Below are 13609 nucleotides of genomic sequence, written 5' to 3' on the forward strand. Positions count from 1 at the left end.
TACAACTCATCCTCACTCGGCCAGGTGGACGGCGAACAGGTCCTTCGCCTTGGGCAGTTCGATGTCGTCGAGTTTCTTCGGATCGATCGTCCACTGCTGGTCGTCGTCGCAGTCGAACTTGATTTCCTTCTTCGAGTCGCCGGACGGTGTGACCCGGCAGCGCGGTTCGATCACCGCGATGGCGTGTGCCTTGGCGTGCCTGCCCGAGGTCACGGGAAGAATCGACTTCCCCACGGTGAAGCGCGTGGTGATGCTCGCCTCGAACGCCGGATAGCCCCTGATGGTGGTGGGGGCGATCCGATCCAGGGTTGCGTCATTGGCACCGGCCAGCAGAGCGGCGGCGGCTCCCCCGGTGCCTGGTACGTTCTGGTCGCCCTGCAGCCAATCGGCCCAATCACCCCCCTGCACCAGGGCGTTCACGAATCCGTCGGTCATTTCGTCCCGCACTTCCTGGGCCGCCGCCAACGCCGATGCGTCCGCCGCCGATTGGGCGCCATTGCGGGCCGCGGCAGCTTGAGCGAACGCGAAATAGGCGAACGCCATGAAGAGCAGCCCGGACACTACGACCACATAGATCAGAATGGTCTGCCCCTGATCCCCCCGGGCTCGAAGAGATATCAGCCGCCGGTGATGGAGGTGACCGCGTTGCTGATCGCGCCCGAGATGATCCCCTGCAGCCCCAACCCCCGCACCGCCACCACGATCAGCGCCACGATCACCAGTAGCCCCCCGTACTCCACGATGCTCGCGCCGCTGTCCGCGTGCCGTTTCCGCATTCGCTTCACGACGGTGTCGCGCCACGAGGTGAGCGCGAGATGCGCCGCGGCCGTGAGGTTTCTCGCCATGGTGTGACCCTTCGGGAAGGTAAGGCTCCGCCTCTGGGGCAGGGCGCCATACGGAATGGTGCCGGCCGTAATGGTTCCGGCCGGAATAGTTCTGGCCTGTCGCGACGAGACGTGCCATCTCCGCCTCCCGCGAAACCGGCCCGAAGTCATGCCCCTGGGAAGAGCGTGACAGGTCGGATTCCGGCTGCGAATCGCTCGGTGGAATATGGCTGGATCTGGCTGGGCGTCGTCCGTCCTTCACCGTCGGCTCACCCCCTCAATTCCCGAAGATGGAGCCGAAGTCGGTCGTGGAACCGAGGAACATGTTCGTCACGATCAGGATCAGCGTCGCGGGGACCATGGTGATCAGGGTGACGACCGTGGCCTGCGGGATGGCCTTGGCCGCGCGGCGGCGGGAGTTCTGAGCGTCGGTGCGGCGCATGTCGTTGGCGATCTGGATGAGGGTGTCGGCGATCGGCGCGCCGAGTTCCTCGCCCTGCTGGAGCGCGCTGACGAACTGCGACACCTGTTCCGACTCGTTGCGCCTGCGCAGTTCGTCGAAGGCTTGCCGGCGGCTCACCCCCATGTCCATCTGACGCAGGGTGATGCGGAGTTCGTCGGCCCAGGGGCCTTCGTACTTCTCCGCCACCCGCTCCAGGGCCTGCCGGAAGCCGAGTCCGGCGCTGACCACGACGGCGAGCACGTCGAGGAAATCCGGCAGCGTCCGCTCGATGACGTCCTTGCGCTTGCGGATGGCCTGCCAGATGGTGGCGTCGGCGGCGAACGCGCCGTAGGCGAAGGCGAACACGGCGAAGACCAGGCTGCCGTTGGTGAGCAGGGCGAAGCCGGCCAGGCCGCCGAAGATCCCGTAGACGGCACGGCGGGCGGCGTAGCGGTCGATGGTCAGGCCGCCCGGATTGCCCGCCATGTCGATGCGGCGGCGCTTCTTCTCCACGGAGGCGTGGCCCATGGCCTTGAGTACCGCGGGCGCGAAACGCATGCCGGCCCGGTCGACCGCCGACTCCACGCCGCCCACCCGGCTGGAGCCGATCTCGAGGGCGACAGCGAGGTCGCTGGGGATCTTGGCCTCGCTGCGGTACATCCGGATGCCCTGGAAGATTCCGGCCACGGCCGCACCGAGTGCGAGAGCGAGCAGCAGACCCAGCATGTCGTCCCGTCCCCTCCCCTCAGACTTCGATCTTGCCGAGTCGGCGCATGCCGATGAATCCGACGGCGTACAGACCGAGAGCGACGATCACCGCTAGCTGACCGAGCGGATGTCCGGTCATCCGGGCGAGAGAGCCGGAGTCCATGGAGTTCAGCATGATCATCGCGCCCAGGCCGAGCAGCGGGAGGGTGTACGCGGTGGCGTTGACCTCGGAGAGCATGGTGATGACCTCGCGACGGGTCTCCTTGCGTTCCTGCAGGGTCTCGGTGAGGTTCCGCAGGCTGCCCACGACGGTGCCGCCCGCCCGGTTGGAGAGAACCAGAGTGGTGACCAGCACGACCAGCTCGCGGGACGGGAGCCGGTCGGCCAGTTCGCCGAGGGTCTCGTCGATGGACCTGCCCAGTGCCAACTGGCTCGTCACGGTGGCCAGTTCCTCGCCCGCGGGCGCTTCGAGTTCCTCGGCGGCCATGGACAGCGCGGTGCGCAGGGCGAGTCCGGCCGCGGTGGCGTTGGCCAGGATCCGGGACAGCTCGGGGAGCTGGCCGATGAATGCCTCGATGCGCTTCTGGCGCTGCCAGTTGAGGAAGGTGTTGCCCGCCCACAGGGCGAAGAGACCGGCGACCGGGCCGAAGAACGGGGCCAGAGCCGCCGAGGCGATCAGCCAGAGCGCGGCGACACCCCCGGCCACGTACACGGCGAACTCGCCCGCGGTGAGGTCGAGGCCGGTGGCAGCCAGTCGTTGCTGGATCCGTTTCCCGAGCGCGGTGCGCCGGATGCGGCGGTCCACCGCGGTGAAGCGGCGGGTACGCAGGCCGGCGGGCCGCCCGCCGGTGGACGTCAGCCGGTCGACCAGGGCCTCACGCTGGGCCCGGCCGGTGGCGTACACATGGATTCCGGCCACCGCCAGTACGCCGCAGAGCAGCGTGCCGCCGATGGCCAGCAGAGCGTAACTGTTCATGGTCGCTGCCCCTACCTCGCTTCCCTGGTGTTGAACGGATCGATGCCCTCCACCACGCCGAACGCGGGCGGCAGCGGCTCGTTGGCCAGATACAGGCGTTCCGCGACCCGGCGCGGCAGCGGCAGGTGTTCGAACCGGCCGTGCACCACTCGGTCCGCGCTCATCGGCTCGGCGCGAAACCGGGAGACCGTGGAGATCTGGAACTGTTCCCGCCCGTGGCTGACCAGGATGACCACCTCGCTCACCTTGCGGGAGCCGTCCGCGTGCCGGGTGAGCTGGACGATCACATCGACCGCGCTGTTGATCTGGTCGCGCAGCGCCTCGAAGGGGATCTCCACCTCGGACATGGACCCCAGGGTCTGCAGTCGCATCAGCGCGTCCTCCGCGCTGTTGGAGTGCACGGTGGCGAGGGAACCGTCGTGACCCGTCGACATCGCCTGGAGCATGTCCAGCGTCTCGCCGCCGCGGACCTCACCCACGATGATCCGGTCGGGGCGCATCCGCAGTGAGTTGCGTACCAGGTCGCGGACGGTGATCTGGCCCTTGCCCTCCACGTTCGCGGGCCGGGTCTCCAGCCGGACGACATGTGCCTGCTGGAGCTGCAGTTCGGCCGCGTCCTCGACGGTGATGATGCGCTCGTGGTCCGGGATCAGCCCGGAGAGCGCATTGAGCAGGGTCGTCTTGCCGGACCCCGTACCCCCGGAGACGATCACGTTGAAGCGCGCCCGGACGAACGCCGAGAGCAGCATCAGCATCTGCTCGTCCAGCGTGCCCAGTGCGATCAGCTCCTGGAGGCGGTACGCGCGGGGGAAGCGGCGGATGGTGAGCGTGGGGCCGGTGAGGGAGAGCGGCGGGATGATGACGTTGACGCGCTCGCCGGAGGGGAGACGGGCGTCGACCATCGGATTCGACTCGTCCACCCGGCGGTTGACGGTCGAGACGATGCGCTCGATGGTCTGCATCAGCTGCTCGGTGGACGCGAAGCGCATCGGGAGCTGTTCGACGCGGCCCGCTCGTTCGACGAAGATCGCGTCGGGCCCGTTGACCATGATCTCGGTGATGGACGCGTCTTCGAGGAGCGGTTCGAGCACACCGAGGCCGAGGGCCTCGTCGACGACCCGACGAATCAACTGGGAGCGTTCGCCGGTGGAGAGCACCGGCCCCTCGCGGCTGATGATGTGACCGAGTACGCGCTCCAGACGGGCCCGCCGGTCGGCGGTCGCCAGGGCGGACATCTCGGCGAGGTCGATCTCCTCGAGCAGTTTGGCCCGGTAGGTGGCGACCAGGTGGCCGTCCTCCCTGCCGCCGCCGTGCTCCTCCGGGGTGGCGATGCGGGCGCGCAGACTCATCGGAGCCCTCCCGCTGTGCCGTTGTCGTCGCACGGCATGACGACGGTGCGGGTGACCGAACCGACGCCGAGTCCGATGATCGAGGGGACGGTGATTCTGGCGGTGCCGCGGGTGGTGTCGCCGCAGGGTGAGGCGCTGACGGTGGCGTCGTCCCGCAGCCAGCCGCTCAGCGCGGACTGCCCTGCGGCGGCGCCCGCGCGTCCCTGGGCTTCGGTACGGGCGGCCGCGCGGGCGGCGGTTCCGGCCTGGCTCGCGGTGTAGCCGGCTATGCCGAGCTGGATGGCCGCCAGGCCGATGAAGAGGACGAGGGGGAGCATGCCGGTGAATTCGAGGATGGCTGTGCCGGTGTCGGAGCGGAGGGTTGGGGCGCGCGATCCTGGGAGCTGCCTCCGGCCGCTCGGCCTCGCGGACCCGGGGGCGGAGTCCTCCGTTTCGGGAGGGGGCGGGGAGGGGAACACCTCCGCCCGGTCCCGCCTCACCGCGGGTCCCCCTCAAGCGCTGCCCCGGCGCTTCCGTGCACCGACCAGGGAAAGCTCCCCGCACCGGGAAACAGGATCGGTGTCCGCAGCCGCACCGTGGCCGTCATCACCCCGCCCGAGACACCGCAGCTCACCTCCGCCGCGTCCCGCCAGCTGCTGGGCAGCCGCTTGCGGCCCGCCGCCTCGCAGCCGGCGGTCGATCCGTCGACGGCGTAGGACGCCGTGGCGGTCCGCGCCGCCTCGTCCGCCGCGTTCCCCGCCAACGAGAACGTGTAGCCGTACAGCACGCACTGCCACACCGCCACCAGCACGAAGGCGATCAGCGGCGCCATCCCGGCGAACTCCACCAGCACCGCACCCCGGTCGGAGTTCCTCCGCCCCCGCAGCCGGCCGCCCCGGCCGTGGCCGTTGGCGGGTGTGGGTGCCTTGACCAGGCCGAGCTCCCCCGCGAGGCCCCACATCGCCTGCTTGACCGAGGAGCGGCTGTCCAGGTCCTGCATCCGGCCCGCGTCCACGGCCGGCTGGAGCTCCTTGAAGCCGGCCGGGATCGCGGACCTGGCCGCCTTGGTGCCGGTGATGCGTTCGACGAGCGGTGGCTGGATCTCGGCGCCGCGGGTGGACCGGTTGACGACCGTGACCGTTTCCTCCGCCTTGCGGATCTGGAGGCGGTCCCACATCCGTACCATCCGCTTGGCGGCCCTGACCGCCACCACGTCGGGGGTGACCAGCAGCAAGGCCTGGTCGGCCATTTCGATCGCGGCCGCGTTGGCGCTGTTCAGCTGGGTGCCGCAGTCGACGACCACGACCTCGTACCGGTTGCGCAGGGCGCTGAGGGCCTGCCGGGCCACCCGGTCGGTGACCTCCTCGCCGCGTTCGCCGTCGCCGGGGGCCAGCAGCAGGCCGACCCCGGTCGGGTGGGCGTACACCGCGTCCTGGAGGACCCGGGGCGAGATGTCGGCGATGTCGGCCAGGTCGGCGATCGAGCGGCGGAACTGTACGTCGAGGTACGAGGCGACGTCGCCGGACTGCAGGTCCAGGTCCACCAGGGCGACGGTCCGGCCGGAAGAGGCGGTGGCCAGGGCCAGTTGGACGGCTGTGACGGTCGCGCCGACGCCCCCCTTGGCGCCGGTGACCGTGACGACGGTGCCACCGGGCCCGGTGATGACGTCGGGGCCCCCGCCCAGGTGGCGTCGCACCCCGGTGGACCAGGATGCGGCGTTCTGCACCCGGGCCGCCAGCTCGTCGTAACCGAGCGGGAGCCCGATGAGGCCGCGGGCGCCGGCGTCCATGGCCGCGGTGTAGAGGAGCGGGCTGACGTCCGCGGTGATGAGGACGACGCCCACCGCCGGGAAGCGCAGGGCCACCTCGCGGATGAGTTCCAGCGCGGGAGTGGGGCCGATCCGTTCATGGACCAGGACCACTTCGGGCAGCTCGTCGATGGATACCCCCGCGAGCCGGGCCAGCAGGTCGATCAGCGAGGTGGAGTCGGTGACCGGCGGCGCGGGCTCCGCGTCGGGGAGCTGGCTGAGCAGCGTGGCCACGGCGCGGGCGGCCTCCGGATCACCGACAGCCGGCAGGATGCGAGTCGTCATCGGTCCCTCACTTGTCGCCGTCGAGGGTGTACGTACGGTCGCGCTGCGGGACGGGTTCGCTCCCGCCGGCCGCTACCAGGGCCAGCCGTACGTGGGTGGCGAAGGACTCCGCGTAGGCCACCCGCTGTGCGTCGAGGGTTTTCAGGGCGAATGTGATCGGGACGGCCTCGGTCGCCGTCCGGGTCCGGTCGCTCTGGTTCTGGTTCGGATCCAGGGCGGTGAGCTTTCCGACGTCCACCACGCGGGCGTTGGAGACGATGACCTTTGACGTGTCGGGGACCCCCTTGTCGTCGCCCTTGAAGGTCGCGTAGATGTTGACCCCGGACCCGGGCGTGATCTTCCCGGCCACCCCGGTGGCCGCGTCGATCATGATGGCGATCTCCTGCTCGCCCGGCGCGAGTTCGGGCTGCTTGACGATCATGTCGCTCTGCAGCAGCGAGCCGGTGTGCAGCGTGGTGACGGCGATCTTGCCGCGCACCTGTCCGAGATCGGTCACCGCGTTCGGTGACAGCCAGCGCTTCGGCAGCTTCGTCTGCTCGAAGTCGGCTGCGGTGAGCTGCTCGTACGGGGCTATGTCGTGCCGGACCCGGTAGGCCGTGACTTCAGGACCGACCTTCGAATTCACGTTGCGGATCACCGACAGCACCCCGACGACCGCCGCGATGGCGCACAGGACCGACAGGAGCAGCAGGACGACGCCGCGGCGCTGGCGTGAATTCACTGGACGGGCAACCTCTCGAGCTGGGCGTGCGGATCGGCGAACGGCGACGAGCAGAAACCGCAGCGGTCTCCGATGAGTTCGAGTCCGCACCACCGGCACTGCTCGCGGCGCACGGAGGAGACCAGCTGGTAGAGGACGGCGATGTCGGGGATCGCCGCGGCGAATTCGACGATCCGGGAGGTGGCCCACCAGTCGGCCGAGTCGGCGGGCAACGCCGTCTCCAGCAGGCCCTGCACCCGCCAGGCGGGCCCGAGCACCGTGGACGCCCACGCGGACTCCAGCCGGCCTTTGGCGACGAGCAACTGCGTACCGAACGACGGCCCCTCGAGGATGCCCGGGTCCGCCCCGCTCACCTTGGCCGACTGGGGGCGGGGCGAGGCCAGTACGGCGAACTGCGAACCCGGCAGCCAGGACTTGGCGTGCGAGGCGAGGGTCACCGGGACCCGGTCCAGCCTGGTGACCGAGGTGAGCAGCGCGCCCGCGTAGATGTAGTGCGAGAGCAGCCGCGCGGCGGAGGCGAGCACACCGGGGCTGAAGTCGCAGGCCGAGAGCTGGCGCAGTTGCCGGGCGAGTACGGCGATCCCCAGCGGCGGCAGGTCGATCGGAAGCAGCGCGATCCGGTCACTTTCGAGCACCGACCGGACGGTGTGCAGCCGCCGCACGAACGGTCCGGGGAGCGCCGACGAGTGCAGCACGATCACATATCCGTGCTGTTCGAGAAGTGTGTGGATCTCGGTGATGGAGGCTTCGAGGCCCTGCGTCGCCGGGGGCTGGAGCACCGCTGCGCGAGGTGTGTGCCGGTCGGACGGAGGCAGCACGAGGTCGCCGCTGGTGACAGCTATGGCGGTCGGCACGTTGTGTTCCCCCGTTCACAGCGAGTTGCTCCTGCACCAGCACTGTATCCACGGGACACGGAGGAAGAACCACAACTGACCAAGAATCATTGGATCTTGGACAGTCGCGGGCCGGAAACGACACGGCGGAAGACGCGAAGAAACGGTGGAGAACGGACCGATGCCTTGACAAGGTTATTGGTCTGGACCAGCTTTGGCGGCGTCGTAGCTTCCGTAAGCCGCCTCCCCCACCGACCGCGGCCGGCGCCCACCGCTCCCCCGGTGGGCGCCGGCCGCGGCGTCCGTCACGGCCTGGGCAGTGCGCAGCCCGCGCGGCTCAGGTCGATCTTGTTGCCGGCGCCGACGCACGGCACGATCCCGTACGTCTCCTCGGCGTAGTTGATGCCCTGGCGGACGGTCACCTTGCCGTTCTCGTCCACCTCGCACGGATTGTTCTCCGTGCACCGCTGACCGTCCTCGTTACCGGTGTTGTTGACGGCGACGATCCTGCCGGTGGCCGGGTCGATCACCGGCGAACCGGAGGTGCCGCCGATGGTGTTGCAGGCGGGGGTGTAGCGGACCGAGTCCTTCCAGGTCCAGTCGCCCTCCTTGAGGCGGTAGACGAAGCCGTCGACATTGCAGCTGTAGATCTTCTTCCAGTAGCCGGAGACCACGCTGATGGCGCTGCCCTGGACCGGGTGGCCGGCGTCGAGCTGCAGCGCCGCTATCCCGTACCTGCTCTGTATCTGGGCGTAGGTGGAGGTCAGTTGGTACAGCGAGATGTCCGTGTCGGTCATCGTCGCGTACGCCACCTTGCTCGCCCGGACTCTGCCGACGCTGTTGCCCGCGGAGTTGAGCAGCGAGAAGCTGCGGGTGGACGGCTGGTCGGTGATGACCTCGCCCGCTGCCGGGAAACCGGACTCCAGACAGTGGCCGTTGGAGAGCACCAGCGCGGGGTCACCGGACTGGGAGTCGGGCATCCGCACGACGGAGCCGGAACAGTTGCTGAGCGCTACCGTCCCGGCGAAGTTGACAGCTTTGACCGCAGGCCCGGTCGGGGCCGGCGCGGGTACAGCTGCCGCGGGTACAGCTGCCGCGCCCGTGAGGAAAAGGGCGAGCAGTGCACCGGCGAGAGGCTTCTTCATGTGGGGGTCCCCTCTGTGACCGAAGTTCTTTCGGCTTGACATGCGCATTGTTAACGCATGGGGGACTCAGGGGAAGAGCGCCTCACGGGTGCGGTGCGCCGGCCCGCGCGGCGACAATATATAATTGACGTATGCATCTAAACCCGGCCTCCGACGAACAGCGGATCGAGGACGCCGCCCGCGGCCTTCTGCGAGGCATCGGGCGGCTCTCCCAGGCGCTCTTCCGGGCCGGCGAATTCGGGCTGCCGCGCAGCCACACCGCCGTACTCGACGCCCTGGAGCCCGGGCCGCGCCGGGTCACCGGGATCGCCGCCTACACCGGCCTCGCCCAGCCCCGGGTGACCGTCGTCCTCCAGGAGCTGGCGGAGCGCGGGCTCATCGAGCGTGAACGCTGCTCCCAGGACCGGCGCGCCGTGGAGGCGTCGCTCACACCCGCGGCCCGGGAGCTGCTGGAGCGGGCGCGGCAGCGGATGGCCTCGGCTCTCCTGGAAGGGCTGCGGACGAACGTCGAAGACCCCGAGCAGGCTGTCGGCCAGGCCCGAGATGCGGTGTCCACCCTTCTGCACGCCATCGAACCGGAGGTCAGTTGACCACCCCAGCCACCGAAGCCCTGAACCCCGCCGCCGAACGGGAGGGGGGCCGGCCACCCCGCACCGGCGGTGCCGTCGCGCCCCGCCGGGTCGGCGGGCCGAGACGCTGGTGGGACGGTGTGCTCGCAGCCGACCCCGGACTCGGTCAGCTGCAGGCCGGATGGCGTTCACTGGTCTCGGTCACCACCGGCCTCCTGGTCGGTTACGGGATGTCCGTCGCCCTGACCCTGCCGGCCATGCTCGGCATGATGGTCGGCGGCATGATGGGGCTGATGAGCGCGTTCGCCATCGCCGAGAACACGCCGCTCAGGCTGACCCGCGCCATCCTGTGGATGCCGTTCCCCTTCTCCGCCGTCCTGCCGCTCGCCGCGTGGCTGCACCAGGACCGTGTGCTGGAACTCACCCTGATGGTGGTGGGACTCGCGCTGACGTTCTTCCTCGCGCGGTTCGGGGCGCTGGCGCTGCTCACCGGCATGATGCTCTTCAACTCCTTCATGGTCGGCATGATGGCGAACATCCCGCTGAACCTGTGCGGGAAGCTGTTCGTCGCGGCCCTGGTGTCCTCGGCCGCCATCCTCGCCGCCCGTCTGCTGCTCTGCTGTCCGATGCCCCGCGAGGATCTGCTCCGTACCCAGCGCGCGTTCGTCGTCGAGGCACGCCGGGTCGGCGACGCCGCCACCGCGGCGCTGGACCCGGACGCCGACCAGGACGTCGCCATCAAGCGGATGCGGCGGAGCCTGCGCCGTCTCAACGTCACCACCGTCACCATCGACGGCCGCCTCGCCCAGCCCGAGGTCGCCGCCGACCCGGACACCGCCGAACTGCTCCACCAGTACCTCTTCGACGCCGAACTCGCCCTGCAGGGCATCGGCCAGGCCGTGCAGCGCCTCGCCCGGCTGCCCGTCCCCCCGCGTCTGCGGGAGGCGATGGTCGTGGCACTGGTCGTCGCCCGCGACACCCCGCTCGGCCGGGCCGACGCGCTGCATCCGGCGGCCCAGCTCATCCAGCAGCAGGCCGAGGACGTCCTCGGCGGCCCGGGCACCGGCGCCGACGAGGCCGAGGCCGCGGTGCTGGCCCGTCGCGTCGGCCACCTGCTGGACTCGCTCGCCGACTCCCTGGCGCACTGGCTCGAACTCGGCTGGAACGCGCCCAGGGCACGGGCGAAAGTCCCCTTCCAGCCCACGGTCGCACTGGAACAGAACCGCCCGGCCGGAACCGGCGCCGTCGCCCGGCGGATCGCGGCCGCCCAGGAGCTGACGGGCTGGCGACGCGTCGTCCCGTACGTACGGGTGCCGCTGCACGCGGCGGTGGCCTGCGCCATCGTCTGCCCGATCGCCGATGCCATCGACCCCCGGCGCTTCTACTGGGGCCTGGTCGGCGTGATGATCACGCTGTTCGGTACCAACACCACCCACGAACGGCTGCGCAAGCTCGCCCACCGGATGGTCGGCACGGTCGTCGGCGCGGTGCTCGGCATCTGGCTGCTCCACCTGATCGGCCCCGGCCACATCTACTGGACGCTGCTGGTCATCGTGGCGGGACTGGCCCTCGGCGCCTGGGGGATGCAACGCCAGTACGCCTACTGGGTGGTGGGGCTCGTCACCGCTCTCGTCCAGCTCTACGGCATGTCCACCCCCTACAGCGGGATGGACCACCTGCTGGCCGAGCGTCTGCTGGACAACGGACTCGGCATTCTCGCCGCCACCGCCTGCGCCGCACTGATCTTCCCGCTCTCCACCCGGAAGATCGCCCAGGAGGCCGACCGCGGCTACGTCGCGGCGCTGGAGCACCTGGTGTCCCAGATCCACCAGCGGTGGGACGACCCCGAGGCCCCCGTCCGGCTGCGCGGCGCGGCCCGCGGGGTCGACGCCGCGCTGTTCCAGGTCCGCAGCGTGTCCCGGCCGCTGGTCCGGATGCCGCTGGGCATACGGGGACGCGGCGCCGAGAACCGGCTCGCGCTCCTCACCACGGCCACCGCACACGCACGGGCGCTCGCCGCGGCGGCCGACATCGACATCGACCTCGGGCCGCGGCTCACCGGCCAGGTGGAGCGGATCACGCAGACCTTCCTGGAGTCCCTGCACACGCTCGACCGGTGCTTCTCCACCGGTGAGCCCGGCGGCAGTTGGGTCCGGGTGAGCCCACTCGTCCGGAACCTCGAAGCGCAATTGCGGGCCCCGGCCGGGCCCCGCGCCGACCGGCTGCACACCGCGCTCAGGGAACTGGCGGCGCTCGACGAGGTGCTGGCCGGATTCGCCGAGGACCGCGGGCTGCCCACCGTCACGGCGCCCACCGAGCAGCACCCCGCACCACCCGCCGAATCCCTTCGGACGCCGCCCGCCACGCCACGGGAACGCCGCACTCAGGAGGTCCTGGCAGCCTGGGCCGCGCGCACCCGGCAGGGCGACGAGCGGACGCCGGAACCGCGCGGACCGGTCCGGGCCGCGACACCGCTCGCCTCGCAGGAAGCCGGACCGGGCGCGGCGACCGCCGAGGGCGCCGACGGACGGGACCGGACCCGTAGCGCCGAGGGCTCCGTCACGGTCAGCGGTCAGCTGCGGTGCCCGGAGCACCCGGCCGACTGCGACGCGTGGATCACGGTGGTCGGCGCCCGGGGCAAGCGCCGCGCAGGTGTCCGCGCCGTCGCCGGCCGCTACCGCATCACCGGTCTGACGCCCGGCACGTACACCCTCATCACCGCCGGTTCGTCACACACTCCACGCGCCGAGTTCCTCACGGTGCGGCTCACAGAGGGCGAGATGCACCACGACATCCAACTGGCGCCCGCGCCACGGGACTGAGACCGCGGCCGCCGGACCGGCGGCCTCCCCACCTGTCCCCGGGTCCCCGGTCCGGCGCCGCGTGACGGCCGGGTACCGGGGGCCCGTCACCAACTGGTGTGCATCTCGTACGAAGGCCAGCCGCCCTCCGTGAACTGCCGTGCCCAGTAGTACGGATTGACCTCCGCCAGGGTGCGGGCCTGCCACCCGGTGGGGTCGTTCGGGTCGGGCACGCCCACCTCCACGCCGGGCCCCCACACCGCGAGCCGTTCCTGGCAGATGCCGCACGGCGGCAGGATGACGGTCCGCCCCTGCTCGGGCACCCTGTTGACGCAGACCGACGCGGTGACGCGCCGGTCCAGCGTGTACGCCTGGCAGAACGCGCCGGCCTCATGACACAGGGTCACGCCGGCGTTGAAGTTGTCCAGGGCCACGCTGGTGAGTATCTGACCGTCGTCGAGATAGACGGCCGCCGCGCCGGCGTCCTCGTCCCCGGGCCAGCGCCGGTTCATCTGCGCGATCGCCGCGTTCACCAGGGCCTGATCGAGTTTCATCGCGGCATCCTCGCACCCGGTGCGGGCCAGGCCCAAAGCATTTAGGAGCTCCGGTCCCGCCGCGGCCGCTCCGCAGGAACCGCGCAGCGCGCCGCCGCGTCCTTCGCGGGCATGGACGAGAGAACCACCGGACGGACCACGGGCATGAAGCCGACGACCAGAGGCGGCGTCGGATGCCTGCTCGCCGGCCTCGGTGCGACGACCGCGCCGCTTGTCTGGGCGCCACGGGCCGCGTCCAGTATCAACGGAGGATTTGAGAACCATGCCCGGGATCTGAGCGTGCTCTACATCGACCTGCCGCTCATCGTGCTCGGCGGCGCTCTGGTCCCGTCCTTGGCCTGGGCGTTGGCCACCGGGTGGCTGCACCGCCCCTGGGCGGCGGCGCTCGTGGCCCTGACCGCGCTCGTATTGGCGGTGTGGGGACTCACCGAGTGGTGGGCTCCCCAGCACCGGTCGTACGGGGAGCACGGGCCCGGGATCTGACCACGGCATCCGCACAGCGCAGCGCGACCGGCGGCCCACGCGCGGAGAGGCCGCCGTGCCTGCCGGTGCCGGCCCACGCCACCGCGGTCGGGTGGGGCACGAGGCTCCGGCCCCACCCGACCGCGTTCGGTCA

General features: G+C 70.6%; 14 protein-coding genes. 3 read left to right on the top strand and 11 right to left on the bottom strand.

Annotated features, from left to right (window positions below):
• Nucleotides 1-12 precede the first annotated feature (12 nt).
• The 10 genes from AB0M87_RS10335 to AB0M87_RS10380 all read right to left on the bottom strand — a co-directional run bounded on the left by AB0M87_RS10335 (nt 13) and on the right by AB0M87_RS10380 (nt 9069).
• Complete coding sequence (locus tag AB0M87_RS10335) at nt 13-621, bottom strand: pilus assembly protein TadG-related protein (protein ID WP_365851945.1); 609 nt, start codon at nt 619-621, stop codon at nt 13-15.
• Nucleotides 618-845 carry a hypothetical protein gene (locus AB0M87_RS10340; RefSeq protein ID WP_365851515.1) on the bottom strand — a complete coding sequence of 76 codons (228 nt, stop codon included), beginning with the start codon at nt 843-845 and terminating at the stop codon, nt 618-620. The genes AB0M87_RS10335 and AB0M87_RS10340 overlap by 4 nt, the downstream gene beginning before the upstream one ends.
• A gap of 256 nt (nt 846-1101) precedes the next feature.
• Nucleotides 1102-1992 (bottom strand): DUF5936 domain-containing protein, encoded by an 891-nt coding sequence (locus AB0M87_RS10345; protein ID WP_365851516.1) that lies wholly within the window; start codon nt 1990-1992, stop codon nt 1102-1104.
• A gap of 19 nt (nt 1993-2011) precedes the next feature.
• On the bottom strand, nt 2012-2950 hold the full coding sequence (locus tag AB0M87_RS10350; protein WP_365851517.1) for a type II secretion system F family protein: 939 nt from the start codon (nt 2948-2950) through the stop codon (nt 2012-2014).
• Between the two features lie 11 nt (nt 2951-2961).
• The gene (locus tag AB0M87_RS10355; protein WP_365851518.1) at nt 2962-4299 is read right to left on the bottom strand and encodes a CpaF family protein; all 1338 of its coding nucleotides are present in this window, start codon (nt 4297-4299) and stop codon (nt 2962-2964) included.
• On the bottom strand, nt 4296-4616 hold the full coding sequence (locus AB0M87_RS10360) for a TadE/TadG family type IV pilus assembly protein (RefSeq protein WP_365851519.1): 321 nt from the start codon (nt 4614-4616) through the stop codon (nt 4296-4298). Before AB0M87_RS10360 ends, AB0M87_RS10355 begins: the two co-directional genes overlap by 4 nt.
• Before the next feature lie 158 nt (nt 4617-4774).
• Nucleotides 4775-6370, bottom strand: a complete 1596-nt coding sequence (locus AB0M87_RS10365; RefSeq protein ID WP_365851520.1) for an AAA family ATPase — start codon at nt 6368-6370, stop codon at nt 4775-4777.
• A gap of 7 nt (nt 6371-6377) precedes the next feature.
• Complete coding sequence (gene cpaB / locus AB0M87_RS10370) at nt 6378-7091, bottom strand: Flp pilus assembly protein CpaB (RefSeq protein WP_365851521.1); 714 nt, start codon at nt 7089-7091, stop codon at nt 6378-6380.
• Entirely contained in the window at nt 7088-7945 is an 858-nt protein-coding gene (locus AB0M87_RS10375; RefSeq protein WP_365851522.1) for a hypothetical protein, read from the bottom strand. The genes cpaB and AB0M87_RS10375 overlap by 4 nt, the downstream gene beginning before the upstream one ends.
• 284 nt (nt 7946-8229) lie before the next feature.
• A complete protein-coding gene (locus AB0M87_RS10380; protein ID WP_365851523.1) occupies nt 8230-9069 on the bottom strand; it encodes a serine protease in 840 nt (279 codons plus the stop codon).
• Between the two features lie 131 nt (nt 9070-9200).
• Between AB0M87_RS10380 and AB0M87_RS10385 the strand changes: the two genes are divergently transcribed.
• Both AB0M87_RS10385 and AB0M87_RS10390 read left to right on the top strand, forming a co-directional pair.
• Complete coding sequence (locus AB0M87_RS10385) at nt 9201-9659, top strand: MarR family transcriptional regulator (RefSeq protein ID WP_365851524.1); 459 nt, start codon at nt 9201-9203, stop codon at nt 9657-9659.
• Complete coding sequence (locus AB0M87_RS10390) at nt 9656-12460, top strand: FUSC family protein (RefSeq protein WP_365851525.1); 2805 nt, start codon at nt 9656-9658, stop codon at nt 12458-12460. The genes AB0M87_RS10385 and AB0M87_RS10390 overlap by 4 nt, the downstream gene beginning before the upstream one ends.
• An 86-nt stretch (nt 12461-12546) precedes the next feature.
• Here the strand turns inward: AB0M87_RS10390 and AB0M87_RS10395 are convergent, their stop codons facing one another.
• On the bottom strand, nt 12547-12993 hold the full coding sequence (locus AB0M87_RS10395) for a cytidine deaminase (RefSeq protein ID WP_365851526.1): 447 nt from the start codon (nt 12991-12993) through the stop codon (nt 12547-12549).
• Nucleotides 12994-13104: 111 nt separating this feature from the next.
• Between AB0M87_RS10395 and AB0M87_RS10400 the strand changes: the two genes are divergently transcribed.
• Nucleotides 13105-13476, top strand: coding sequence for a hypothetical protein (locus AB0M87_RS10400; RefSeq protein ID WP_365851527.1), 372 nt, complete (start codon nt 13105-13107; stop codon nt 13474-13476).
• Nucleotides 13477-13609: the final 133 nt, after the last annotated feature.

It is taken from the genome of Streptomyces sp. NPDC051320 (assembly GCF_040682175.1).
Classification (GTDB): Bacteria; Actinomycetota; Actinomycetes; order Streptomycetales; family Streptomycetaceae; genus Streptomyces.

What these genes read in the sequence shown, in the direction of transcription:
- AB0M87_RS10340 (WP_365851515.1), bottom strand. Translation starts at nt 845, where the DNA reads ATGGCGAGAAACCTCACGGCCGCGGCGCATCTCGCGCTCACCTCGTGG.
- AB0M87_RS10355 (WP_365851518.1), bottom strand. Translation starts at nt 4,299, where the DNA reads ATGAGTCTGCGCGCCCGCATCGCCACCCCGGAGGAGCACGGCGGCGGC.
- AB0M87_RS10395 (WP_365851526.1), bottom strand. Translation starts at nt 12,993, where the DNA reads ATGAAACTCGATCAGGCCCTGGTGAACGCGGCGATCGCGCAGATGAAC.
- AB0M87_RS10360 (WP_365851519.1), bottom strand. Translation starts at nt 4,616, where the DNA reads ATGCTCCCCCTCGTCCTCTTCATCGGCCTGGCGGCCATCCAGCTCGGC.
- AB0M87_RS10400 (WP_365851527.1), top strand. Translation starts at nt 13,105, where the DNA reads ATGGACGAGAGAACCACCGGACGGACCACGGGCATGAAGCCGACGACC.
- AB0M87_RS10380 (WP_365851523.1), bottom strand. Translation starts at nt 9,069, where the DNA reads ATGAAGAAGCCTCTCGCCGGTGCACTGCTCGCCCTTTTCCTCACGGGC.
- AB0M87_RS10345 (WP_365851516.1), bottom strand. Translation starts at nt 1,992, where the DNA reads ATGCTGGGTCTGCTGCTCGCTCTCGCACTCGGTGCGGCCGTGGCCGGA.
- AB0M87_RS10385 (WP_365851524.1), top strand. Translation starts at nt 9,201, where the DNA reads ATGCATCTAAACCCGGCCTCCGACGAACAGCGGATCGAGGACGCCGCC.
- AB0M87_RS10350 (WP_365851517.1), bottom strand. Translation starts at nt 2,950, where the DNA reads ATGAACAGTTACGCTCTGCTGGCCATCGGCGGCACGCTGCTCTGCGGC.
- AB0M87_RS10365 (WP_365851520.1), bottom strand. Translation starts at nt 6,370, where the DNA reads ATGACGACTCGCATCCTGCCGGCTGTCGGTGATCCGGAGGCCGCCCGC.